General features: G+C 57.7%; 21 protein-coding genes. 8 read left to right on the top strand and 13 right to left on the bottom strand.

Going from position 1 to position 25,407, the window contains the following annotated elements; genetic code table 11:
- Positions 1-67: 67 nt before the first annotated feature.
- From Q0775_RS11875 to Q0775_RS11860, 4 genes are all read right to left on the bottom strand, one after another.
- On the bottom strand, positions 68-853 hold the full coding sequence (locus tag Q0775_RS11875) for an ABC transporter permease (protein ID WP_298860860.1): 786 nt from the start codon (positions 851-853) through the stop codon (positions 68-70).
- A complete protein-coding gene (locus Q0775_RS11870) occupies positions 846-1,607 on the bottom strand; it encodes an ABC transporter ATP-binding protein (protein ID WP_298860857.1) in 762 nt (253 codons plus the stop codon). The genes Q0775_RS11875 and Q0775_RS11870 overlap by 8 nt, the downstream gene beginning before the upstream one ends.
- A 9-nt stretch (positions 1,608-1,616) precedes the next feature.
- Positions 1,617-1,859, bottom strand: coding sequence for a hypothetical protein (locus Q0775_RS11865; protein WP_298860854.1), 243 nt, complete (start codon positions 1,857-1,859; stop codon positions 1,617-1,619).
- 66 nt (positions 1,860-1,925) lie between these two features.
- Positions 1,926-2,948, bottom strand: coding sequence for an ABC transporter substrate-binding protein (locus Q0775_RS11860; RefSeq protein WP_298860851.1), 1,023 nt, complete (start codon positions 2,946-2,948; stop codon positions 1,926-1,928).
- A 142-nt stretch (positions 2,949-3,090) separates the two neighbouring features.
- Here Q0775_RS11860 and rpe point away from each other — a divergent pair, with 142 nt between their 5' ends.
- Positions 3,091-3,780, top strand: a complete 690-nt coding sequence (gene rpe / locus Q0775_RS11855) for a ribulose-phosphate 3-epimerase (RefSeq protein WP_298860848.1) — start codon at positions 3,091-3,093, stop codon at positions 3,778-3,780.
- A 12-nt stretch (positions 3,781-3,792) separates the two neighbouring features.
- Here rpe and Q0775_RS11850 read toward each other — a convergent pair whose 3' ends face one another.
- From Q0775_RS11850 to Q0775_RS11820, 7 genes are read right to left on the bottom strand one after another with little or no spacing between them, the layout of a single operon-like run.
- Positions 3,793-5,286 (bottom strand): class I adenylate-forming enzyme family protein, encoded by a 1,494-nt coding sequence (locus tag Q0775_RS11850; protein ID WP_298860845.1) that lies wholly within the window; start codon positions 5,284-5,286, stop codon positions 3,793-3,795.
- A 15-nt stretch (positions 5,287-5,301) separates the two neighbouring features.
- Complete coding sequence (locus Q0775_RS11845; RefSeq protein ID WP_298860838.1) at positions 5,302-6,072, bottom strand: oxepin-CoA hydrolase, alternative type; 771 nt, start codon at positions 6,070-6,072, stop codon at positions 5,302-5,304.
- Positions 6,073-6,085: 13 nt separating this feature from the next.
- Positions 6,086-6,517 (bottom strand): PaaI family thioesterase, encoded by a 432-nt coding sequence (locus tag Q0775_RS11840; protein ID WP_298860835.1) that lies wholly within the window; start codon positions 6,515-6,517, stop codon positions 6,086-6,088.
- Positions 6,498-7,631, bottom strand: coding sequence for an acyl-CoA dehydrogenase (locus tag Q0775_RS11835; RefSeq protein WP_298860832.1), 1,134 nt, complete (start codon positions 7,629-7,631; stop codon positions 6,498-6,500). The genes Q0775_RS11840 and Q0775_RS11835 overlap by 20 nt, the downstream gene beginning before the upstream one ends.
- Before the next feature lie 3 nt (positions 7,632-7,634).
- Positions 7,635-8,834 (bottom strand): acyl-CoA dehydrogenase family protein, encoded by a 1,200-nt coding sequence (locus tag Q0775_RS11830; protein WP_298860830.1) that lies wholly within the window; start codon positions 8,832-8,834, stop codon positions 7,635-7,637.
- 41 nt (positions 8,835-8,875) lie between these two features.
- Entirely contained in the window at positions 8,876-10,972 is a 2,097-nt protein-coding gene (locus tag Q0775_RS11825; protein WP_298860828.1) for a 3-hydroxyacyl-CoA dehydrogenase NAD-binding domain-containing protein, read from the bottom strand.
- Positions 10,973-11,000: 28 nt separating this feature from the next.
- Entirely contained in the window at positions 11,001-11,789 is a 789-nt protein-coding gene (locus Q0775_RS11820) for a helix-turn-helix domain-containing protein (protein ID WP_298860825.1), read from the bottom strand.
- A gap of 250 nt (positions 11,790-12,039) precedes the next feature.
- Here Q0775_RS11820 and Q0775_RS11815 point away from each other — a divergent pair, with 250 nt between their 5' ends.
- Genes Q0775_RS11815 through Q0775_RS11800 form a run of 4 tightly spaced genes read left to right on the top strand, consistent with a single transcriptional unit; the run spans position 12,040 to position 17,897 of the window.
- A complete protein-coding gene (locus tag Q0775_RS11815; protein WP_298860822.1) occupies positions 12,040-13,806 on the top strand; it encodes an ABC transporter ATP-binding protein in 1,767 nt (588 codons plus the stop codon).
- Positions 13,799-15,721, top strand: a complete 1,923-nt coding sequence (locus tag Q0775_RS11810; protein ID WP_298860820.1) for an ABC transporter substrate-binding protein — start codon at positions 13,799-13,801, stop codon at positions 15,719-15,721. The genes Q0775_RS11815 and Q0775_RS11810 overlap by 8 nt, the downstream gene beginning before the upstream one ends.
- The gene (locus tag Q0775_RS11805; protein ID WP_298860818.1) at positions 15,718-16,746 is read left to right on the top strand and encodes an ABC transporter permease; all 1,029 of its coding nucleotides are present in this window, start codon (positions 15,718-15,720) and stop codon (positions 16,744-16,746) included. Before Q0775_RS11810 ends, Q0775_RS11805 begins: the two co-directional genes overlap by 4 nt.
- Entirely contained in the window at positions 16,743-17,897 is a 1,155-nt protein-coding gene (locus tag Q0775_RS11800; RefSeq protein ID WP_298860816.1) for an ABC transporter permease, read from the top strand. Before Q0775_RS11805 ends, Q0775_RS11800 begins: the two co-directional genes overlap by 4 nt.
- 114 nt (positions 17,898-18,011) lie before the next feature.
- Here the strand turns inward: Q0775_RS11800 and Q0775_RS11795 are convergent, their stop codons facing one another.
- A complete protein-coding gene (locus tag Q0775_RS11795; protein WP_298860813.1) occupies positions 18,012-18,797 on the bottom strand; it encodes an MBL fold metallo-hydrolase in 786 nt (261 codons plus the stop codon).
- Positions 18,798-18,860: 63 nt separating this feature from the next.
- Entirely contained in the window at positions 18,861-21,398 is a 2,538-nt protein-coding gene (locus Q0775_RS11790; RefSeq protein ID WP_298861787.1) for a mechanosensitive ion channel family protein, read from the bottom strand.
- 227 nt (positions 21,399-21,625) lie between these two features.
- On the opposite strand from Q0775_RS11790, the gene Q0775_RS11785 reads away from it, so the two are divergent.
- From Q0775_RS11785 to Q0775_RS11775, 3 genes are read left to right on the top strand one after another with little or no spacing between them, the layout of a single operon-like run.
- Positions 21,626-22,906, top strand: coding sequence for a nucleotide sugar dehydrogenase (locus tag Q0775_RS11785; protein ID WP_298860810.1), 1,281 nt, complete (start codon positions 21,626-21,628; stop codon positions 22,904-22,906).
- A 27-nt stretch (positions 22,907-22,933) separates the two neighbouring features.
- Entirely contained in the window at positions 22,934-24,142 is a 1,209-nt protein-coding gene (locus tag Q0775_RS11780) for a hypothetical protein (RefSeq protein ID WP_298860807.1), read from the top strand.
- Positions 24,139-25,383, top strand: coding sequence for a glycosyltransferase family 4 protein (locus Q0775_RS11775; RefSeq protein WP_298860804.1), 1,245 nt, complete (start codon positions 24,139-24,141; stop codon positions 25,381-25,383). Before Q0775_RS11780 ends, Q0775_RS11775 begins: the two co-directional genes overlap by 4 nt.
- The last annotated feature ends 24 nt before the right edge of the window (positions 25,384-25,407 follow it).

Here is a 25,407-nt window from a genome sequence, read left to right as displayed (position 1 = left end):
TCTCAGGGTACAAAGCATGGATTCGCAATTTAGGTCAATAAGTATGTCCTATATGTCCGAAACGGCCCTAAACCCGCCAGCGCAGCACACGCCGCTCCAGCATCCCAATGACCCAAGACAGCAGAACCCCCAGCACCGACAGGATCACAACACCTGCAAACAACCGCTCCAGATCATAGAGGCTGCCCGCCTCTAGAATATAGGCACCGACACCGTATTCCGCGCCCAGCATTTCCGCTGCGACCAGCAGGATAATCGCGATCGTGAGTGAGATGCGAAGGCCTGACAGGATACCAGGCATCGCACCGGGCAACACGATCTTGCGGACAATCGACCACCAGCTCAGGCCGAAACTCTGCCCCATGCGGATCAACGTGCGGTCCACATTGTCAACGGCTGCATAGGTCGCCACCACCGTGGGCGTAAATGTCCCAAATGCGATCAGCGCATATTTGGACCCTTCATCAATCCCGAACCAGATCACAAACAGCGGCAGCAGCGCGATCTTGGGGATCGGAAAAATCGCAGCGACCAGCGGGACAAGACCCGCCCGCACATAGGCAAACAGCCCGATCATCACCCCCACGGAAATGCCAACAATCGCCCCCATCGTTGCCCCCACCGCCAAACGGCTTAGCGAGGGGAGCAGATGTTTAAACAACAGCCCAGAGTTCCAAAGCTCAACGAAAGTGCCCAACACATCGGACGGCTTGGGCAAGGTCAGTGCAGAGATCCACCCGCTTTGCGTACCCCATTCGGCAAAAGCGATGAGCAGGATAAAAACCGCAATCCCAAGGCCGCGCACACGCACTGGGGCAAAGCCGCCCCCCCGAAAAGGAACACGATCAGACATTCAAAAGCTCCGCATCCGCCGCTGCTGCCTCATCACGCATGAGGCCCCAAAGATGCTGCTGCTGCGCCTCAAGGGCCGCATCGCCATAGGCACGTTCCGCCAGCGGAGTTTCAATTTCGACAATCTCGCGCACTTCCCCCGGGCGGCGCGAGAGCACAACGATCCGGTGGCCAAGACGCACAGCCTCCGCCAGATTATGCGTCACATAAACCGCGGTAAAAGGCGTCCGCGTCCAGAGCCCGACCAGATCATCCATCAGCAATTCGCGCGTCTGACTGTCGAGCGCGGACAAAGGCTCATCCATCAGCATCACCGCAGGGTTTACCGCCAAGGCACGCGCAATCGCAACACGCTGCTTCATGCCGCCCGACAGCTGCTTGGGCAGTGCGCCTGCAAAATCCGTGAGCCGCGTGCGGGCCAGAACATCGGCGATGATAGCAGCTTGATTGCTGAGACCGTGGTCCTCGAGCACCAGCGCTACATTCCCCTCCACCGTGCGCCACGGCAGCAACGCGAAATCCTGAAAGATGTAGGTGAGCGCGTTCAAACACCCCTTGGGCGCGGAGCCTACCTGAAGCACTGCACCCTCTGTCGGCTGCTCCAACCCGCCCAGTAGCCGCAACAACGTGGATTTCCCACAGCCTGACGGCCCAACGATGCAGGTGATCCGCCCTGACGGAATGTCCAACGACACATCGCGCAGCACATCAGTTTCGCCGTATCGGTGCGTTACAGCATTAAGCATCAAATCCACGGAATATCCTCAGTCAAACTTCACGCCCTTTGCGATTTGCACCAAAAGCCCCAGCACGATGCCCGCGGCAAAGAGTGCCAGCCCGCCCAAGATGGCCTCCGTCAACGTGGCAGCACCTAGCATACGCGCCACAGACACAGCCATTTCAATCGGAGTCCCAGAAAAGGCAACATAGACGCCCAGAGCAGCCCTTAGCAGACCCACAACAATAAGAAGCCATGCGACCAAGCCGCCACATCTGATAAAGAACATTTCATGCCTTCCGAAAACAAGGGCAGAGCGTTGAGCGCCCTGCCCCTGGATATGTGTGCGTCTTGGTTACGCGCCCACAGTTTCGACATAGGACGTATCCACCAGCGTATCGAAGGTAATATCCTTACCCACCAAATCCTCAGACTGGAACCACTCAAGCTGGTCGCGCACGGAGGCGACATTCATTTTTGCACCCTCGTTCAGGCGCATGGTGCCGTTGATGATGGAGGGGGCGGCTTTTTCGCGCGGGCGGTCCGTATAGACATATTTATGGATCAGATCGACCATCGCGTTCATGCCATCCTCGCCGCCGTCCTTGGCGATCATGGCTGCGTTGTAATCGGCGACACCTTTTGAATATGCTGCGAGATAATCAGTGGTCATCTGCTTTTCCTCGGCTGCGTTCTTGGCGGAGGTAAAGACCGTGGTGACCTGATAATCAGGTAAATACGTCGCAACATCACCGATGATATGCACAGCACCAGACCCCGCCAAAGGCTTGGCGATATGGGGCACAATAGACCACGCATCAATCTGGCCAGACTTGAGCGCACCAATGATTGCGCCCACTTTTTGCAATGGTTTGAAGTTGAGGCTGATCCCCTCAGCCTCGGCCATTTTCGAGCCCATGTAATGGAACGATGAACCTGCCGTGCTCATCCCGAAGGATTTGCCATCCAACATGGAAGGCGCGGTAATCCCTGCTTTGAACGCGGCATCTGAAACGAGGAATTTCTGACCGTCAATGCCCGTTTCCTCCTGCAAGGCGCCACCGATAACCTTGATCGCGCCCTTATCGGCGAGCGATACAAGGCCACCAGAAATCGCGGTCACAGCATAGTCCACATCGCCACTGGCAATTGCCACGGCCATCGGCTGCGCCGCTTGGAAGAATTTGACTTCGACATCCAAACCCGCCTGCTTGAAATACTCCCGCTCAAGCGCGACGAAAGTGCCGGAATGGCTGGTAAAGCGCAGTGCGCCGAGTGTGATCTTGCGACCAGATGCAATCGCTGGAACCGCCAGCCCCAATGCAGCCGCAGAAGCTGTGATACTCGCCAGTGTTTGGCGGCGTGTTAGAATTGTCATGTCTCTTCTCCCCATTGTTTTTCAGGTCCAGCTTGCCCTTGGCCTTCGCAAATAGTCAAGCAAACAGCCCTATCGCCTGATTGCCCTGCACCGCAACAAGGGCTATGACCTCCCCAACCCAGACACAGAAAGGCTGCTGCCCATGTCCTTTGATCGTTCCATCAAAATTGCCCCTTCCATCCTTGCATCCGACTTTGCCAATTTCGGTGCGGAATGTGCTGCCGTTGAGACGCAGGGCGCGGATTGGATACACGTTGACGTCATGGACGGACATTTCGTGCCAAACATCACCTTCGGTGCGGCCACTTGTGCCGCCATCCGCCCCCACATCAAAGGGATCATGGACGTGCATCTGATGATCTCTCCCGTCGATGCCTATATCGAGGATTTCGCAAAGGCAGGGGCAGACTTCATCACTGCCCATGTCGAAGCAACACCCCACATTCACCGTACGCTCCAAGCGATCCGCGCGACGGGAGCCAAGGCTGGTGTAGCACTTAACCCCGGCACACCTGCATCAGCAGTGGCCGAGTTACTTGACCTCACCGACCTGATCTGTGTGATGACTGTGAACCCCGGTTTTGGCGGTCAGAAATTCATCGATATGAGTGACAAGATCAAAACTCTGCGCGCCATGATCGGCAACCGCCCCATCCATATCGAGATCGACGGCGGCGTTGACCCAAAGACCGCACCCATCGTGGCGGCGGCAGGTGCCGATGTGCTGGTTGCGGGTTCAGCCGTGTTCAAAGGCGGGTCGGTCACGGACCCCGCCCCCTACGGCACAAACATCCGAAACATCCGCGAAGCGGCGGCGGGCGTCTATACTTAAGAATTCGTTGCTTTAGGGCAGATCGCCGCCCAAGACCTCGATCATCTTATGCTTGAGCAGTTTGCCTGTCGGGGCCGCGGGCAATGCCGTGGCCAAAACGATATGCTTGGGCCGCTTGTAACCCGCCAGCCGCTCCTTCACGAAGGCACGCAGTTCCTCGACACTAGGGCGATCACTGTCTGACACTTGAACAAAGGCAAGCACTTCCTCATCGCCATCCTTGGTGCGACCAACGACTGCGGACTGTATTACCTGCGGGTGATCGTTGAGGGCCGCCTCGACTTCGGGGGGATAGACGTTGAACCCACCGTGGATGATCAACTCTTTTGACCGACCCAGAATGTGCAGCTTATTCTCGGCGTCTATCTTGCCCAGATCACCCGTGCGCAACCAACCCTCCGGCGTCAACGCCGCAGCAGTAGCCGCCTCGTTGCGGTAATAGCCTTTCATAAGGTGCGGACCGCGCACCAGTACTTCGCCCTCGTCTACGCCATTGCCGCCCGGCGCGTTCACGTCAATCATCGCCTCAGTGCCGGGTGTCACCGGCCCAACGGAAATATCAGGGGAGCCGATGGGATTGTTTGTGGCGGAAGCGCCTGACGAAGTCTCTGTCATGCCAAAGCCGTTTTGTAATGGTAGCTCGTAAAACGCTTCGGCCTTACGCTTCCACGCAGGGTCAAGCGGCGCACCACCGGAAGAGACATAGCGCAGCTTCGGCGCGCCCAGACGCTCCATCCCCTGCTCTTTAGTGTATTGCATGACAAGCGCGTGCATCTGTGGGACTGCAGGAATGATCGTGATCCCGCCCATCGCAGCATCATACAGTTTTTGCGCCGAAAACCGCGCTTCGATCTGGACATGCGCACCAGTAAAACAAGCCCCCGTCAGCACAGAGATCAAGCCGAACACATGGCTCATCGGAAGCACGCCATAGACCACATCATCAGGCGTCATTTTACGCAACCCGCTGGAGGCCATGCCGCCAAACCGGATGCCGCTATGGGTGAGCATTACGCCCTTAGGGTCGCCCGTGGTACCCGTAGTATAAAGCAGCACGGCCACATCATGCAGATCCGCATCGGGATCTGAAGTCCCCTGCGCCAGCAGCAATGATCCAAAGGCACCCGTGATCTCGTGTGCACCCATCCGCGCCCCATGTGCGGCCGCATCAGGCGAGACATGGGAGGTCATCAGGATCGCCGCAGGAGTGGCATGTTTGAGAACTTTGGCGACTTCTGCCTCTGTCTGCCGCGCGTTGAAGGGGATGATAACAGCGCCCACTTTCCACGCTGCATGCAGGGCCGCAACCGCCGCTGCGCAATTCTCTACCAGCAGCAACACACGGTCAGTGGGCTGCACACCCGCCTTGCGCAATTCCGCCGCGAGGTCGTCACTGGCGCGGTCAAGCTCTGCGTAGCTCCATTTCACACCACTGGAATCGCTCAGCGCAGTGCTGTCGGGGGCGACCGCAACGCGATCTTTCAGAAAATCTTCAACCCGTGCCATGCGCCGTACTCCTGTTCAGCCGTAATTCGGGCTGCGTTTTTCTAAAAATGCCGCGATGCCTTCGGCAGCCTCGGGCGCGCCAGTCGCATGACCCATAGCGTCACGCTCATGGTCCAGCTGTTCTGCCTCTGTCGCATCATATGCAGCAGCCACCATTTTGCGGATCGCCGCCTGTGCATCGCGCGGCCCCGCTGCAAAGCGGTCTGCGTATGCGCGTGCCACATCGATTGTGCCGCCAACCTCGGTGAGTGTGTTGACCACACCCAGATCATGCATACGCTCGGCCAGCACAGGCTGGGCCAGCATACACATCTCCATGCTCAGCTGCCGGGGTAGCGCACGGGCCAAATGCGCCGTGAGGCCGCCATCAGGCACAAGCCCCGCTTTGACATAGGCCGCCACGAATTTCGCGCCCTTCGCGGCGACAACAATATCACAGGCCAGTGCAAAGCTGAGGCCAGCACCCGCAGCGCCGCCCTCAACAGCCGCGATAAACGGCACAGGACAAGCACGCATGGCGCGGATCACATCGTGCAGCCCGTCAATACGCGCGGTGCGGTCTTCGGCCGACATGCCTTGGCTTTTGATGAGCTGGTTGAGGTCGCCCCCCGCACAGAAAAACGGCCCCTCTGCGGTCAGGATAATCGAGCGGATGCGCCGCTCGGAGGCCATCTCACAGGCTTGCATGATGCAGGCATAGAGTTCGGGCGAGAGTGCGCCGCGTTTGTCCGTGTTCCCGTTCCAGATGATCAGGCGGTCGCCTGCGTCTTCCAACCGTGCGCTCATGATATCTCTCCCGTTATGTTAGTTTCTCTTGTGGAACGCGTTTGAACACGCCCGTTGATGTGGCCACCAATGTGCCGTCCTCGTGGCGCAATTCGGCGCTGATGAACAGCAGGCTGCGCCCGCCGCCCGTCACTGTGCCCGTTGCCGTCATGCGGCCCCGTTTGCCAGAGCCTACAAATTGTGTATTCATCGAGACCGTCAGAAACGGCGCTTTGCCCGTCGCATCCACCGTGAGCGATCCGGTTGTCCCGCACGCGTTATCCAGCAGCGTCACAGCGATCCCGCCGTGCAATACACCATGGCGGTTGAGGTGGTCATCGGTCACATCAAGATAGCAACGCCCATGTGCCGTGTCCCGAACATCCACGACATAGCCGACAAGGCGTTGTGTGCCGGTCTCACCATGGATGAAACCGGCGTCTTCGTTATGCTGCGGCGAGGGCAATAAACCGCTCCAGGTGGTGATCCACATCACCGAAACGGTGATCAGCCATCACAATACGCTTGGCGATATGAGCCAGTTCGTATTCTTGGGTCATGGCAATGCCGCCATGCAACTGAATGCTCTCTTCGCCCACCAGACGGCCGACGCGACCAATCAGGTTCTTGGTGGCGGATATGTTGCGCTCACGCACGCCGCGCTCGGCTTCCAGATGACCTGCGGCGAGGATGACAGCAGAGCGTGCCTGCTCCATCTCGATCAACAGATCGGAGAAACGATGCGCCAAGGCTTGGAATGTGCCAATCGGGCGGCCAAACTGCTTGCGCGTGCCAAGATAATCTTTGGTCAGGTAGCAAGCCGTCTCCATCGCGCCCAAAGTCTCAGCGGTCTGGGCGACGTTTGCCGCAGCGATACGCGCCTCAATGGCATCCGCCGCTTTGCCAGCCGCACCCAAACGGCTCGATGCTGGAACCGCCACATCGTCCAGCGTGACTTCGGCAGCGCGGCCCCCTGCGAGCAGAGCATAGCCCTGAATGGTCAGACCTTTTGCATCTTTGGGAACCAAGAACAGCGAGATACCATCCGCATCATCCTGCGCACCGCTCTCACGCGCGGAGACCACCAGCATATCGGCAGCTTCGGCGTTCACGACAACAGCTTTGCGCCCACTCAGGATGATCTCGTCACCCTTCTCTGTCGCAGAGGTGCTGACACGGGTCAGGTCATAACGGCTTGTCGGCTCACCGTGGGCGAAGGCCATCTGCAGACTGCCATCGATTATGCTTTCAATATGCGCTTGCTGGTCTTCGTTTCCCAGATCGGCAACTAAACCACCAGCAAGAACCGCAGTATCGAGGAAAGGCTCAACAACTCCTGCGCGGCCCAACTCTTCGAACACCACTGCGATGTCGAATCCTTTGCCACCAAAGCCGCCATGCTCTTCGGAGAAGAGCGCGCCAATGACACCAAGCTCGGCCAACTCGGCCCAGATCTCGGAGGACATGCCACTGTCGGAGTTCAGTATCTTGTTACGGGTCGCTGTGTCGTATTTCTCCCGCAGGAAACGGCGCAGCGTATCTTGCAGCATTTGCCGCTCTTCGGTCAGATCAAAATTCATGGCTCAGCTTCCCATCGTAACTTTTGCAATAATCCCGCGCTGGATCTCGTTTGATCCCCCGAAGATCGACAATTTGCGGTTGTTGAAATACTTGGCCGCGACAGGACCTGCGCCCAGCGGATCGGGGATCATCGCGTTTGAGCCCTCTACTGCCTCGGAGGAGAACGGCATTGCGTATGCGCCTGCCGCACGGCGTGCCAGATCGTTAATCTCTTGGCGGATGATGGTGCCTTTGACCTTGAGCATAGAGGATTCCACGCCCGGCGCAGTGCCTGCCGCCGCTTTTGAGACAATGCGCATGTTGGTCGTGGACATGGCCATCAGATCAATCTCGACCTGCGCTACACGCGCCGCAAAATGCGGGTTCTCGATGAGGGGTTTGCCGCCCGCCATCTCGGACTTTGCCAGGCGTTTGACCGCCGACAGACCCGCTTGGGAGAAACCTACGCCAGCGATGTTTGTGCGCTCGTGGGTCAGCAGGTATTTGGCATAGGTCCAGCCTTCGTTCTCTTTGCCCACAAGGTTCTCAACGGGAACTTCAACATCCGTAAACCAGACTTCGTTCACTTCGGGCGTACCATCAAGCAGGATGATCGGGCGCACTTCGATGCCCGGTGTGTCCATGTCGATCAGCAGGAAGGAAATGCCTTCCTGTTGCTTCACGTCCTTATCGGTGCGCACGAGGCAGAAGATCATATTGGCGTGCTGGCCCAGTGTGGTCCACGTCTTCTGGCCGTTCACAATGTAATGCGTGCCTGCTTCGTTCTTGACCGCAGTTGTTTTGAGCGAGGCAAGGTCGGAACCTGCACCTGGCTCGGAGTAACCCTGACACCACCAATCCTCACCCGACAGGATGCGGGGCAGCCAATAATCGTTTTGCTCTTGCGAGCCGAATTTTTGCAACACGGGTGCCAGCATACCAAGGCCAAACGGTACGATCCGCGGGGCAGAGACCATCGCGGCCTCTTCCTCGAAGATATGCTTTTGCACAGCGTTCCACTCGGCACCGCCAAACTTCTTGGGCCAATTTGGGGCGAGCCAGCCTTTCTCGTTCAGCAGGCTATGCCAGTTTTCCATGTCTGCTTTGGTCAGCTCGGCCTTGCCGCGCACTTTGTCTTTCATCTCGGGCGTGACTTTTTCCGCCAAAAACGCGCGTACTTCGTCGCGAAAGGCAATCTCTTCGTCGGAATAGCTCAGATCCATTTTAGGTTCCTCTCCATCAATCTGTCGGGTGCACTCAAGCTTTACTTAGCTGGAGCGCGGTTCAAGTCATCAAAGCTGCGACCCTCCGCCACAAGTTGTTGCAACAGCGCGCTTGGTTTCCAGAACCATGCATCCTCTGTCGCGAACCGCTCGATGTCGGCGAGAACGGCCTCCAGCCCTTGCAGGTCTGCCCATTTCAATGGGCCACCCCAAAAACGCGGGAATCCGTAACCAAACAGCAGTACCATATCCACATCGGCGGGGCGTCGGGCGATCCCCTCTTCCACCACCTTTGCTGACTCGTTCACCATGGCACACATATAGCGCCTGACAATCTCCTCATCACTGAAATCACGTGGCGTTATTTTCAATTCCGCCTGCTCGGCTGCGATGAGTTCGGGGATTTTGGGGTTTGGCACGCTTGCACGGCTGCCAGCTTCATAAAGATAGTATCCCTCTCCCGTCTTGCGCCCGAAGTGGCCCTTCTCGCACAACTTGTCGATATAGGTCGGCACACGCTCGTCGGGGTGGCGGTCAGGTGCTTTGCGCTTGCGGGTCATCCAGCCGATGTCGAGCCCTGCGAGGTCAGCCACGGCAAACGGCCCCATGGCAAAGCCGAAGTCAACCAGTGCCTTGTCAATCTGATAGGGTGAAGCTCCATCAAGCACCATGTGATCCGCCACTGTACGGTAAACGGCCAGAATACGGTTGCCAATGAACCCGTCGCACACGCCAGCACGGACCGATATCTTGCCCAAGCGTTTGCCCAGAGCGAACCCCGTGGCCACAACATCAATCGCAGTTTTGTCGGCCACCACAACTTCGAGCAGCTTCATCACATGCGCGGGGGAAAAAAAGTGCAGCCCGATCACATCCGCAGGCCGCGACGTGGCCGCCGCAATCTCGTCCACATCCAGATAGGAGGTGTTGGAGGCGAGAATGGCTCCCGCTTTGCACACAACATCCAGCTTGCCAAAGACTTCCTTTTTCACTTTCATATTTTCGAACACGGCCTCGATCACCAGATCAACGTCCGACAGCGTGTCGTATTGCGTGCTCACGGTCAGCGCTTTGGTGGTTAGCGCGTCATATTGCTCTTGGCTGATCTTGCCGCGCTTCACCGCGCCGCTGAGGTTGCCCTCTATGCGGCCTCTCGCGGCAGCGACTTGCTCCTCCGTCATCTCGATCAGGACAACGTCCATCTTCGACAAAAGCGCCGCAGTGGCGATGCCTGCGCCCATGGTTCCGCCGCCGATCACACCAATAGCCTTGAGGGGACGTGGCTCAACCCCTTTCAGCTCGGGCAGGTTGCTCACTGCACGCTCGTTAAAGAAGGCGTGAATCATGCCCTTGCTTTGGTCGCTGGCCAGCATTTCCATGAACAGTTCACGCTCAGCCGCCATGCCATCAGCGAATGGCAGTTCCGAAGCGGCCTGCACCGCGCGTACACCTGCGCCGCCACTGATCTGGCCACGACCCTTTTTCATCACCCCTTCATAGGCCGCATTCCAATCAATCTCTTCTGCAGCAGGCAGTTCCGATACAGGGCGGCGCGGGGCGTTTTCGGCCAGTAATGAAGCGGCATAGGCAAGGCCCACCTCTTGGGGGTCGCCCTCTTCAATCTTGTCGATAATGCCCATCTCATGCGCTTCGGCAGCGCCAATCTGGCGACCCGATGTGATCGCCTCAATCGCCTTATCAGCCCCCACCAGTCGCGGCAGACGTTGGGTGCCGCCTGCGCCGGGCAAAAGGCCCAGATGCACTTCAGGCAAACCCACTACGGCTGAGGGCTGCGCGACGCGGTAATGCGCACCAAGGGCGACTTCCAACCCGCCGCCCAACGATACGCCATGCATGGAGGCAATAACCAGCAGCGGCGAACCTTCAATACGCGTGCACAAATCGGGCAAGGCGGGCGCCTTCGGGGGTTTGCCAAATTCCGTGATATCCGCACCCGCAATGAACGCGCGGCCATCGCCAACGATAAGCACCGCCTTTACGTTGGCATCGCCTTCGGCGCGGTCCATCGCGTCCGACAGCCCCTGACGCACCGCTTGGGACAGGGCGTTCACAGGCGGGTTCTGGATACGCAAAACAGCAACAGGACCTTGGACACTATAGTCAACAGAATCAGACATTTTGGCTCTCTTTCACTCAGTTATTTCATCAACCGCGACGGCTCAGCGCGGGTGCGCGGCCTGTGCGCATCTCAAGGGCTTTTACAAGGCGGTGCAAAGCGGGACCAACCTCCGCGTGCATCCGTGCCGTTGGAAGGGTTTCGGGCGTGGCCCCGCAAGTAAAGGCAACTGCCTCACCGAACTCTCCAGCATCATAGGGAACACTCACCGCGTTTACCGTACTGGCATAGCGTGTCGCCTCGGCGGCGATGATGAACCCTTGGCCCAGCAACTGATCATATCCATCCTGCCGCACGGCCCGCATATCTGCATCAGGCTCCAGTGCCTCAAACCGCTCTGCGTCCATTGTAGCCAAAAACGCCTGCCCCGATGAGGACCACAGCAAAGGAATACGGTGCCCAGGCTCCAGCCAGATCGCCTGCGCCGTGGCAGGGCGCCACGTGCGCACCAGCATCATGCGATCACCGTCACGCACCGCGATGAGGGCAAGAGTGCCTGTATCGTCAGCAAGCTGCTGCATATCATCGCTGACCATATCTACAAAACTGACTGCAAGGGAGGCCACGGAGCCCAGCACAATCGCCTCGGGTCCAAGGCGGAAACGGTCATTTCGACCTCCATGGCTGAGATAGCCTAACTCACACAGGGTATAAGTCAGCCGCGAAATCGTCGGCTTGGGCAGGCCCGTACGCTCCGCGATTTGGGCATGGGTCAAACCATTATCGCTGGCCCTGAACACACGCAGGACACCAAGGCCACGGGCCAGCGTATTGGCGAACTTCCTGTCCGGATTCTGGCTTGAGCTTTGGTCTGTCATCTGGCCGCCGTGAGGATCAAAATGGATGTCATCGGAAATTGCATGATACGGATCGATGCAGTGATGTCCACGCTTTGAACAAGCGCCCGACGTTCATACACCTCGGGCCTTAGCGCATGACCCGAACCGGCAGCGCTACCGCAGAACACAATCGCGCCCGTCCATCGCGATTACACGTTGCAAACAGGGAACAGCGCTGGACGGCGCTTGTTTTATAATGTTCACTCTGGCCCAAGGGACAAGGACAGACATGGCGCTGCTAGAGGTATCATCACTCACAATCGGCTTTGGAAAAGCGGCTCCTGTTGTTGAAGGCGTCAGCTTTTCTGTGGAATCTGGTGAAACCCTCGCTCTTGTAGGGGAAAGCGGGTCGGGCAAAACGCTGACCTGTCGATCCATCCTGCGGATTCTGCCAGCAAATGCCCAGCTCCGCGGGGGGGAGATTCGCTATAATCACGCGGGTGCGAGTTGTGATTTGACGACTGCCCCCGAAAAACAGATGCGCAGCTTGCGCGGTGATCGTATCTCGATGATCTTTCAGGAACCGATGCGCTCGCTCTCGCCACTGCACCGTTTGGGGGATCAGGTCGCGGAGGTTTTGCACCTGCACAACGCCATCAGCGGTTCCGATGCAAAGCGTCGTGTGCTGGCACAGTTTGAACGTGTTGGTTTTAACGATCCAGAACGCGCATGGACAAGCTATCCTTTCGAGATGTCAGGCGGCATGCGCCAACGCGCTATGATCGCCATGGCGATGGTATCCAAACCCGATTTGCTGATCGCGGACGAGCCGACAACAGCCCTTGATGTCACCACCCAAGCGCAGGTTTTAGGACTGATCAAGGATTTACAACGCGAGACAGGCATGGCCGTGATCCTCGTGACCCATGATCTTGGCGTTGTGGCCAATATGGCGGACAAGGTCGTTGTAATGAACAAGGGCCGTGTGATGGAGGCAGGTACCGCGCAGCAGGTGCTTGGCGATCCGGCCCACGGCTACACTAAAAAGCTATTTGCCGCCGCTCCTGTCATTCCGACTGTTTCTGATCCAGTAGCTCCAGCCCCGCAAACCGATCTCATTCTTGAAATCCGCAATGTTACGAAAAGCTTTACCCTGCGTACGGGCGGGTGGCGCGCGCCGACCGTGGTTACGGCCTGCCGCAATGTGGACCTCAAACTGCCCCGCGGTAAGACGCTGGCCGTGGTCGGTGAAAGTGGCTCAGGAAAGACAACTTGCGCGCGCGTAGCTCTTGGCGCGATCACGCCAGATGCCGGCGGCGAAGTTCTATTTTCAGCCCGCAGTGGCGAGACGCCCACTGATGTGCACAATATGACCTCCGCCCAGCGCCGGAATTTTCAGCGCGACGCACAAATGGTGTTCCAAGACCCCTACTCCTCCCTATCCCCGCGTATGCGGGTCCAAGAGGCGCTGACCGAACCTGCTGAAATCCACAATATCGGCACCCGTGCCGAGCGGCGCGAGAAAGCGGCCGAGATGATCCGCATGGTGGGCCTCAGCCCCGATATGCTGCCACGCTATCCGCATGCCTTCTCGGGTGGCCAGCGCCAGCGGCTGTCCATTGCGCGTGCTCTTACCCTTGATCCCAAACTGCTGGTCTGTGACGAGCCGACCTCGGCGCTTGATGTCTCGGTGCAGGATCAAATTCTTGGCTTGTTGGAGGATATCCGCGACGAAGCGGGGCTCAGCTATCTGTTCATCAGTCACGATCTGGCCGTTGTGGCCCGTATCGCCGATGAAGTGGCAGTCATGCGCGGCGGTGTTATCGTCGAGCAGGCCACCCCCGACATTCTATTTCACAACCCGCAGCACCCCTACACTCAGGCGCTCATCGCGGCCCAGCCAGAGCCAGATATAAACCGCCCCATCGACCTTGATCTGGTCGCAAAAGGGGCGGGCAGCACGGAAAGCTGGCCAGAGATGTTCCGCTTTGAAGGTCAGGCCGCCCCTGCCCTACGCGAGCTGACACCCGGGCATATGGTGCGTTGCCATGCGTAAATTGGTCATATTGGCTGCGGCCTTCCTCCTGACGACAGCGCCTCTTTTTGCTCAAACGCCGCCCCTCACCGAAAGCAGCTTTTGGGGTTTGGAGGTTAAGGACGGCATTTTGCCCCCTGTATCCGAGCGCGCCCCTTCCGAGCCGCTGATCGTAGATCTGGAGGCCAAGGGCCGAACCAACGGAATTCAGGGCGGCACCCTGCGCACCCTTGTATCGCGCAGCAAAGATATTCGCCAGATGGTCGTTTATGGCTATGCCCGTCTGGTGGGATATGCTCCCGACTATTCGATCCAGCCCGACATCCTACGCGCTGTCGATGTGTTTGAGGACCGACGCTATACCCTGCATCTGCGCAAGGGGCATCGCTGGTCCGATGGTGCGCCGTTCACTTCTGCCGATTTTGCTTATTGGTGGAACGATGTGGCAAACAACGACGAAATCACGCCCTCTGGTCCGCCAGAGTGGATGATGGTCGACGGCAAGATGGGCATTGTCACCTTCCCCGATGCGCATACTATTGTGTTTGAATGGGACAGCCCCAATTCGAGTTTCTTGCCACTGCTCGCACAGGCCAGCCCGCCGTTCATCTACCGCCCCGCGCATTATCTCAAACAATTCCATGCAGATTATGCAGATCCTAACTTTCTGGTGCAGGAAATTTTGGCTGCTCGTGTCAAGAGTTGGCCCGCCCTGCACAACAGACGCGACAACATGTACAAGTTCGACAATCCTGACCAGCCGACTCTACAGCCTTGGATGAATGCGAGCGGAGAGCCTACGTCGCGGAACCTCTTCGTGCGTAACCCCTATTTTCACCGCTTCGACACCGCAGGCACGCAACTGCCCTACATCGACGTGGTCCAGATGACTGTAGTGGGCAGCGGCCTGATTGCAGCCAAGGCAAACGCAGGCGAAGTCGACCTTCAGGCCCGTGGCCTTGATTTCCGCGATGTAGCGATCCTCAAGAAGGGTGAGAAAGACGGGGGCAACTACCGCACTCTTTTATGGGCCAACGGTACCGCCAGCCAGATCGCCATTTATCCCAACCTCAACTTCGCCGATCCGGTCTGGCGCGATGTCATGCGCGATGTGCGTTTTCGCCGTGCTTTGAGCCTCGGGATTGACCGCCGCATGATTAACCGCGCTCTTTATTTCGGACTGGCAGATGAGGGCGGAATGACCGCACTGGAGCGTAGCCCCCTACACAATGCCGATCACCTCTCCGCATGGGCCGCGATGGATATCGCACATGGCAATCGCCTGCTCGATGAGATGGGCCTGACCGATCGGACAGGGAACGGGCTGCGCAAGCTGCCTGATGGTCGCCCAATGGAATTTGTGATTGAGACCGCTGGAGAGCGGCAGGAAGTCGAAAACGCCCTGACAATCATCACCGACACATGGCGCGAGTTGGGCATCAGTCTGGTGATGCGCCCGCTTGACCGCGATATCCTGCGCAACCGCATTTACGCAGGCACAGGCATGGCAGCGGTTTGGTATGGCTGGGATAACGGCCTGCCCAGCGCTGCAACGTCGCCCGAATATCTTGCGCCCACGCAACAAGAATTTTTCGCATGGCCCAAATGGGGTCAGCATTTTCAGACCATGGGACAGGCCGGTGAGGCTCCAGATATGGAGGCCCCAAAACGCCTGCTACAGCTTCAGTCCGATTGGAACAGGACGAGTGATGCCGCTATGCGTGAAGCAATCTGGAATGAGATGCTCGACATCCACGCACAAGAACAGTTCGCGATTGGTATCCTATCGGGTGCCCCGCAGCCCGTTGTCGTATCGCGGCGCTTGCGCAATGTGCCCGAAAAAGGCATCTGGGCCTATGAGCCAGGTGCGCACTTCGGTATCCACCGCATCGACGAATTCTACTTTGAAGATCCATTCCAGCAGGTAGGCCAATGATCCTTCTCCGCTACGCCATTGGTCGGTTTTTCACGATGCTTCTGACGCTGTGGATCGTTTCGATCCTTGTGTTTGCCATCATCAACCTGCCCCCCGGCGACTACCTCAGCAACCAGATCGCAGAGTTGCGCGCGACGGGTCAGGCCGAAGGTGTCGCCAAGGCCGAGTTCCTTCGCAGCGAATATTCTCTCGACCGTCCATTGTGGGAGCAATACATGATCTGGGCAGGTTTCATGCCCGGTCCACAAGGATTTTACGGCCTGATCCAAGGTAACTTTGGCTGGTCATTCGAGTTTGACCGCCCCGTGTCCGAGATTGTGGGCGATGCTCTTTGGCTCACAGTTTTGGTCAACCTCGCCGCAGTTCTCTTTGTCTATGTTGTGGCACTTCCCTTGGGCGTGCTCGCCGCCGCCAAATCCGAAACTTGGGTGGATTATACCGCTGGTTTTATCGGCTACCTTGGCCTCGCAACACCCAATTTTTTGCTGGCGCTGATCCTCTTCTATTACGGGCATAAGTACTTTGACCTGCCCATCGGCGGTCTGATGAGCCCCGAATTCGAGGGCCAGCCGATGTCGTGGGATAAGGTCAAATCCATCTTGTTCCATCTCATCGTGCCAACCTTTGTAATCGGCACCTCTGGCGCTGCTGCCATGATGCAACGCTTGCGGGCAAACATGCTGGATGAGCTCAGCAAGCCCTATGTCGAAACTGCCATCGCCAAAGGCATGAAACCCGCTGCAATGCTGCGCAAATATCCCCTGCGCATGGCGTTCAACCCTTTTGTCGCTGACATCGGCAACCTGCTGCCTGCAATGATTTCCGGCTCTGTATTGGTGTCGGTTGTTTTGGGCCTGCAAACCATCGGCCCCTACCTGCTCACGGCGCTCAAGTCACAGGACCAGTTCCTTGCCGCTTTTGTGCTTATGTTTGTCGCCCTGCTCACGCTGATTGGCACGATGATCTCGGACGTACTTTTGATGCTTCTTGATCCACGCATCCGTACCGGAGGGCGCCGCGAATGAGCAATCGTCCCGATGGCCGCTATGTCGATCCCGCGCCGTGGGTAGATGGTGCCGACCTCTCCGCGCCCGAACGGGCCGAATTTGATGCGCCCAGTTATGTCCTGATCTGGCGCAAGTTCCGGCGTCATAAACTGGGTCTGGTTTCGGGCTTGTTCCTGTTGATCTGTTACCTGATCCTGCCCGTTGCAGGATTCGTAGCCCCCTATACGGCGAACGAGCGCAGCGCGGATTACCTCTATCACCCCCCTCAAGAGATTAACCTATGGCATGAAGGCGAATTCATTGGCCCTTATGTCTATGCCACCACGGCCATCGCCGATCTCGAAAATTACCGCTGGCGCTATAGCGTGGATGAAACCGCCCCCATGCCGCTCACGTTCTTCTGCGAAGGCGCGGACTACAAAATCGCAGGCCTGATATCATCAGACACGCACCTGTTCTGTGCGCCCGAAGGGGCCACAATCTTTCTCTGGGGCTCCGACCGCCTTGGCCGCGATGTGTTCAGCCGCATCCTCTATGGCGCGCAGCTGTCGCTTACTGTTGGCATTATCGGCATCACCGTGAGCTTCATCCTCGGTATCTTCTTTGGCGCTATGGCGGGATATTTTGGTGGACGCATCGACTGGACCATCAACCGCGCGATCGAAATCCTGCGCTCGCTGCCCGAGCTCCCCCTCTGGCTCGCCCTCTCCGCTGCCGTCCCCTCCAATTGGGGGCCTGTGGCTGTCTTCTTTATCATCTCAATTATCCTCGGCATCCTCGACTGGCCCGGCCTAGCCCGTGCAGTGCGCGCCAAATTCCTGAGCTTGCGTGAAGAAGAATACGTGCGCGCCGCCGAGATGATGGGCGCAAAGCCCAGCCGCGTGATCCGCCGCCATCTACTTCCCAATTTCATGAGCCACTTGATCGCGAGTGCGACCCTCTCGATTCCCGCAATGATCCTCGGCGAGACAGCGCTGAGCTTTCTCGGGCTCGGACTGCGTGCTCCCGCTGTCTCTTGGGGTGTGATGCTCAACGATGCCCAAAACCTTGCCAGTATCGAAATCTACCCTTGGACGGCGATTCCCATGCTGCCTATCATCGTCGTGGTCCTCGCCTTCAACTTCCTCGGCGATGGCCTGCGCGCCTCCCTAGACCCCTACCGCAGCTAAAAAAGGTGCCACATTCCTGCGGCACCTTTCGTTATTTTAATTAGAATTGCTGAGAGCGCGAGGGGCAGAGCCTTTCGCGTATATCAAATGGGCTAGAAGCCAATTCGACATATCTTAGCCGTACCAGCCACCCATTTTCACTTCGATACCTTCGCCGACCATCTTGGCGAATTCAGCGGGGTCCTGCGTGCCATTGTCACGGCCACGGTAGTGGTAGGGATAGACAAACGTTGGCTTGAATTCCGCCACAGCAGAGGCCGCTGCATTGGCATCCATTGTGAAGGGCAGGTTCATGCAGACGAATGCCAGATCAATGTTCTCCAAAGCACGCATTTCAGGCGTATCTTCGGTATCACCCGAGACATACATGCGGAAACCTTCAAAGTTCAGCACATAACCGTTGTCGCGGCCCTCCGGATGAAAGTTCTTGCGGTCTTCGGTAATATTATAAGCGGGGATCGCTTCAATGCTCAGCTCTTTGAAAATCGCTGTCCCCCCGTTTGCCACTTCACCTGCCTGTGCCTGCATGGCTTCTGGAAGCTTGGCGAAGACTGCGGGGTTTGCAATGATCTGCGTCCCCTCACCCACGATAGCATCCAGCGTTTCCTGATTGTAATGGTCACCATGCTCGTGTGTGATCAGAACCAGATCAGCGGCAGGCATATCTGCATAGATTTCGGCGCCACCGACCGGATCAACGTAAATCACACCAATCGGTGTCTGCGCGACAAAAGACGCGTGGGCGACTGGCATAATTTTGATCGGACCCGCTGGGGTATCAAACGTATCGCCTGCGTGTGCGGCGGCACGCGCAGCAAAGGGCAGTATTGTCACTGCACCTGCAGCGGCGGCTGTGGTCAGCATGAATTGGCGGCGGGATGTGTTGGTAAAATCAGACATGAATGCTCCGTTATGTGCGTGTCATTACGTCACACTTAGACCGCCCCCTTTGACTATCAAGGCTCACCTATCATCGCCGCTCGCCTCTCCTGCCGCCTCTGGCAGATCATCTTCTTCAAGCGATGCATGCGCTGCTGCGGCGACTTCTTTCTTTTGGTCTTCGGTAAGATCGTCAACTTTGCCATCGGCCAACCGCACGGTCACTTCGCGGTGGGCAAACTTGATGCCTTCGCGCTCGAAGAGCTCGCGAATTTCCTCATAGACCCGTTTTCGCACCAACCATTGATCACCTGGTTTGGTCATAAATTTCACGCGGATGATCATCGCGCTGTCCTGCATTTCGATCACACCCTGCGACTTTAACGGTGCTATAAAATTCTGCCCGATTACCGGATCATCCAACAGAGCAATACCAAGTTTTTTGATGAGCTTGCGCACCTTCTCTACGTCCGTGTCATAGGTCACCCGCAGGGGCAGCTTCATGATCACCCAGTCGCGGGAATAGTTTGTCATAACTTGCAGCTCGCCAAACGGGATCGTGTGTAAGGCACCAAGATGGTGGCGCAATTGGAACGAGCGGACCGATATTTTTTCGACGGTGCCTTTGACCCCCCCCACATCCAGATACTCCCCCTTGCGAAAGGCATCATCGAACAGGAAGAACGCCCCCGCAAAAATATCGCGCACCAGCGCCTGAGAGCCGAAGCCAACCGCGACACCGACGATACCAGCACCCGCAAAGAGCGGACCAACGTTGATCCCGACTTCCATCAGGAGGATCAAGATGATGGTCACGACCACCACGATAAGCGTGAAATTTCGAAAGAGCGGCAGCAACGTGGCAAGGCGTGATGCAGAGGATGCGCCGCCTTCATCGCCTGGCTCTGCCTCAATCTCGTCCCCGCTTTCTTCTGCGATCTTTGTATCAATCCAGATGCGGAACGCGTGATAGACGACATAGCCAATGAAAACGATGACCATGAGGTCCAGCAGGCGGTCAAAGACGGATTCGACCATTCGTGCGCTGTCATTGTCCCAAATATAGAAGAATGCATAAGACCCCGCGACAAAGGCCAGAATACCTGCAACCCGCCGCGCCAAAGCTTCAAAACTATTGAGGACGCGCACTGGCTGTCCGCGCTCCTCTGCTGCGGCCGAGAGCATATCGTGCTCGGCGTCGGTCAGATCGGCAACCGTGGGGGCCTGCACCGCTAAAGCAGGCTCAATGCGCGCTCCAAGGGGGCCAGCGGGGCTGTCACCCTCAAGGGCGAGTTCAGGATCGGGATCAGGACCATCTTCACGCAGCATCTGCCGTTCTTGCGCCTCACGCTCAAGTCGCGCTTGCTCGGCGGCTTCGCGTTCGGCCTGTTTGTCGCGCAACAGACGCAGAACACGCGCACGGGCAAAACCGCGCTCAATGATATAGTTGACTACGCCGTAGACCACGACAATCGAGACAACGATCCCGTATGCACCCGCAATCAGCGGGATCGAGCTGGGGTTCTCCAACACCAGATCATAGGTCAGCTCGAACCACGCGAACACGACATAGACAATTACCACAGGCGCCCAAAGCTTGCTCAGCATCCGCGCGAGCAGGCCCACTTCGACGGGTTCTTTTCCGCGCCGAAGCGCATAGGAGATCGCGCGGTGATTGACGAGAACCATTAGGATGTTGAGCAGCACCAATACTCCTGAAAGCAATGCTGCAACCAATGCATAGATGTCATAGTTCAGGCCCAACTCTCCAATCCATATACCGAACAGGATCGCACAGATGTCAAAGCCCGCAACCAACCACAGCCACCTGTGCAACCGCTTTGCATCGCGGTCGGAAAAGAACGGGATGCGGTATTGTGGAAGGAAAGGGGACAGAATCATCCGCCACAGCCCCGCCGCAACACGGCAACAGAAATAGGCAATATTGATGAGCGTTACGGTAAACTGGGCCGCGCTGTCAGTCAGCGGCGGAAAGAAGGTAACGCCCAAGATATAGGCCACCGCCATGGAGACCAGAATGCCCACAACGCCAATGAAAAAGCGGAACACCAGAAACGGCATCTTCTCGGCGTAGCCTGTAGGATCCTCCATTACGCGGGCCACCACAAAGCGTTTGACCAGACGTTTACCGAATATTTCCCGCTCGACAATCACGCCAATGCCGAACAACAGCAAGCTCATCCCCAGCATTTTTACAAACAGCATCAGCGTGCCATCAGGCGACGCTGCCCGCAGAATATACAGGACTTCTTCCAATGCTACGGGCAACTCTTTAAGCCTTGTAATCAGCGCATCGCGCACCTGATCTGCATTCTCCTGCACCTGCATCAGCCGCGAATAATCCTCGGCGGTTGGCGGCGCATTCGGATTTACCGCCGGCTCCGTCTGGGTGAGTACGCGACCGTCGGTATCAATAACGATAATGCCCACGCCGTCCCGTGCTGCACTGCGCAGTGTTTCGGCCAGTGTCTCACTCTCCGGGATCGCCTCCACCTGAGGCTCTCCCGACAGGAGCGATGCAATACCCTGCGCTTGAACCTGGTGAAGCGGTGCAAGGGCAAAAACAAGCGCCATCAGCGCGACATACATCATGCGGTAGATCATTGAACTGCTTTCCTTTGGCATCCGGCACGCAACCGCATTCACACAGACGTGACGCTACGTGCTTGGTCCGTGCATTGCAATTGACCTCGCCTTTGCCATTTCAAGTACATCAGAGATACCAACCGACATTCTGATCATGTTTTACAAGGGACAATCTTTCGTGCCATAGCGGTGGAAGGGCTGTACCGCCAATTTACTTTTTACCGCAGCCCAAGGAATTAACTATGACCACAGCCACCAATACCGACAGGATCGCCGTCTTAGGTCTTGGTTATGTGGGGCTTCCGCTGACGCTGGCCTTGGCGCGTGCAGGCTTTGACGTGCTGGGCTATGACATTCATGCGCCGATGATTGATGCCCTGCGTTCAGGCACCGATCCAAACGGCGAAATCTCGGACGAGAAGGTCGCAGCGACCACCGCAAAATTTTCCCATGACGCCGTTGACTTGGCGAGGCGCACTGCCTTTATCATCGCGGTGCCCACGCCCATTACCGACGCAAAAGCGCCTGATTTGGGGCCTGTTCTGGGTGCTTGCGCGACCATTGCACCACATCTGACTGACGGCGCATTGGTTGTGCTGGAAAGTACTGTCTACCCCGGTGTCACCGAGGAAGTCTGCGGTCCGGCTCTTGCTGCTGGAAGCGGGTTGGAGGCAGGTCGCCAGATCAAGTTGGCCTATTCGCCAGAGCGCGTGAACCCCGGTGATGCCGAACACTCTATGGAGAATGTGATCAAGATCATCGCGGCGCAAGATGCGGAAACATTGGACCGTGTCGAGGCAATCTATGCCCCCGTGGTAAAAGCAGGCTTGCACCGCGCCTCTTCCATCGCAACGGCAGAAGCGGCGAAAGTGATCGAGAATACCCAGCGCGATCTCAACATTGCCCTTGTCAATGAATTTTCGCTGATCTTTGCCCGCCTCGGCCTTGATACTCTCGAAGTGCTGGAAGCGGCGGGGACCAAATGGAACTTCCTGCCGTTCAAGCCTGGCCTTGTGGGTGGGCATTGCATCGGTGTTGACCCCTATTACCTCACCTACCGCGCCGAGCAGCTGGGCTATCACCCCGAAGTGATCCTTGCAGGCCGCCGCATCAATGATGCCATGGGCGCACATGTGGCCCAGACCCTGATCAAAGCAATGCTCAAGAAGGGCATCGGCGTGCGAGGGGCGCGTGTATTGATCCTCGGTTATACGTTCAAGGAAAACTGTGCGGATACCCGCAATACCCGCGTGGCCGATATCGTGGCCGAGCTTGGTGATTATGCGGTGAGTGCAGAGGTTCATGACCCGTGGGTGGGTGTTGAACGTCTGCATAGTGAGCACGGTGTGACCGCCGTCGAGGCACCGCAGGCTGGTACCTATGACGCAATCATCGTCGCAGTCAGCCACCGCGAATTTGTAGCACTCGGATCCGAAGCTATCCGAAATTTTGGCAAAGAGGGCGCCGTGCTGTACGACATCAAAGGAATATTCGGCAAATCAGGCAGCGACCTGAGGCTTTGAGCCTGCTGACGATCGGAAAGAATGATTATGACGCAACAGGCCATCGTAAAAGCCACCGCTCGCGCACCTTCGCGCCGCATTATGCTTTACAGCCATGATACGTTCGGGTTGGGCCATTTGCGCCGCTCCCGTGCACTGGCCACAGCACTGACAGCAGGTGATCCCGAAGCCTCGGCAATCATCCTCACTGGCTCTCCTGTGGCCGGGCGGTTTACTTTTCCCGAACGGGTCGACCATATCCGCCTGCCCGGTGTGACGAAACTGCCTGACGGCTCCTATGTGAGCTCGACCTTGGGCCTAAATATTGACGCGACCACAAATCTGCGTGCAGGTCTGATCCAGTCAGCGGTTGAACAGTACAACCCTGACCTGCTCATTGTGGACAAAGAACCTACGGGATTTCGCGGTGAATTGTTGCCCACCTTGGAGTGGTTGCAAGCACAAGGCACTTGCCGTGTGGTGCTGGGCCTTCGTGATGTGCTGGACGAGCCTGAAGTGTTGGCCGCCGAATGGGCACGCAAGGGGGCCGTAAAAGCAGCGGAAGCCTACTACGACGAGTTTTGGGTTTACGGCAATGAAGATATTTATGACCCGACAAAAGGCTTGCCCTTCAGCGATGCTACCCGCGCCCGCATCCACTATACAGGCTATCTGCGCCGCACCCTCACCGACAGCTCGGATGTGCCGGACGAACCTTACATTCTGATCACGCCGGGCGGCGGCGGCGATGGGGCCGCGATGGTGTCGCTTGTGCTGGATGCCTATGAGGCCGATCCCGATCTGGGACCCCACGCGATGCTTGTCTATGGCCCTTTTCTGTCGGGAGATGTGCGCGATGCTATGGATGCACGTGTGGCCGCTCTCAATGGCCGCGTGACAGCGACAGGGTTCGACAGCCGCATTGAGGCGCTTTTTGCCAACGCCCAAGGAGTTGTTTGTATGGGCGGCTATAATACATTCTGCGAAGTGCTCAGCTTTGATCAACGCGCTGTGATTGTGCCGCGCACTGTGCCGCGCCTTGAGCAGTGGATACGTGCGAGCCGCGCTGAGGAGCTTGGCCTTGTTCGTATGCTGGATGATGGGCGTGATGGTATGACTGTCGATGCAATGGTTGCCGCGATCCGTAACTTGCCCACGCAGAAGAAACCCTCCGAGGCGGGGGCCGATGGTATCCTTGACGGATTGAAAGTGGTCGTGGAACGCGGTCGCGCCCTCATGGCCCAAAAGGACGAATGATTATGACCACGCCCCCCCTCGCCATTGTTGTTAAAGGCTGGCCGCGCCTGTCGGAGACATTCATCGCCCAAGAATTGGTAGCGCTTGAGGAAGCGGGGCTGAGTTTTGACTTGTGGTCGTTGCGTCACCCGACCGACAAGAAAACCCACCCTCTGCATGACCGCCTCGAAGCCCGCGTGCGCTATCTGCCGGAATATCTGCACGAGGAGCCACGGCGTGTTCACGAGGCTATGGGGGCTGTTACGGCGCTGTCTGGTTTCGATGCTGCTGCCGAAATCTACGCACGCGATCTGGAACGCGATGACACCGCCAACCGCCGCCGCCGTTGGGGGCAGGCCTGCGTTCTAGCACATGAGGCCGAAGGCTCGCTTGAGGCTCTCTACGCACATTTCCTGCACACACCTTCTTCCGTTGCACGCTATGCTGCGATCCTGCGCGGGGTGCCTTGGTCCTTTTCGGCCCATGCAAAAGACATCTGGACTTCTCCCGACTGGGAGTTGGAGGAAAAGCTGAACGGCGCGACATATGGCGCGGCATTCGGGGCCACCTGCACGCGGTTCGGTGCCGAGCATTTACAGGGGCTCGCAGACACGCCTGAACGCGTTGATCTGGTCTATCACGGCCTTGACCTCGCCCGTTTTCCTGCCCCACCTGACCGCCCCCTGCGCAGCCTCGATGCGCCGCTGCGGATGATGTCCGTCGGGCGCATGGTCGAGAAAAAGGGCTTTGACACGCTCATTGATGCACTCGCGTTGTTGCCAGCAACGCTCAACTGGCACTGGACCCATATCGGCGGTGGCGAGCTGGATGCCGTAATGCGAGCTCGCGCGCAAGCAGCTGGCGTAGCGGATCGCATTACTTGGCGCGGCGCTTGCGATCAGCCTGATGTGATTGAGGCAATGCGCACCGCAGACCTCTTTGTGCTGCCCTCGCGTATTGCAGCGGATGGCGACCGAGACGGGCTGCCCAATGTGTTGATGGAAGCGGCGAGCCAACTGCTGCCCATTCTGTCCACACCAGTCTCTGCCATCCCCGAATTCATCACCACGGGTACACATGGCCTGCTCGCCATCGACAGCGCGGACGCCTTTGCCGATGCCATGCAGCAAATCGCAAGTGATCCGACGCTCGGCCCCCGCCTTGCGCAAGCAGCTCATACCCGCCTGCATGCGGATTTCACCATGGCCCCCGGCATTGCACATCTGGCCAAACGCCTGCGTGGCATATTGAAAACCGTCTGATGCTGTTGGCCTTTTATGCGCCCC

Origin of the sequence: uncultured Sulfitobacter sp. (genome assembly GCF_947499945.1) — a bacterium.
GTDB lineage: Bacteria > Pseudomonadota > Alphaproteobacteria > Rhodobacterales > Rhodobacteraceae > Sulfitobacter.
This window is presented reverse-complemented; position numbering and strand designations above follow the sequence as displayed.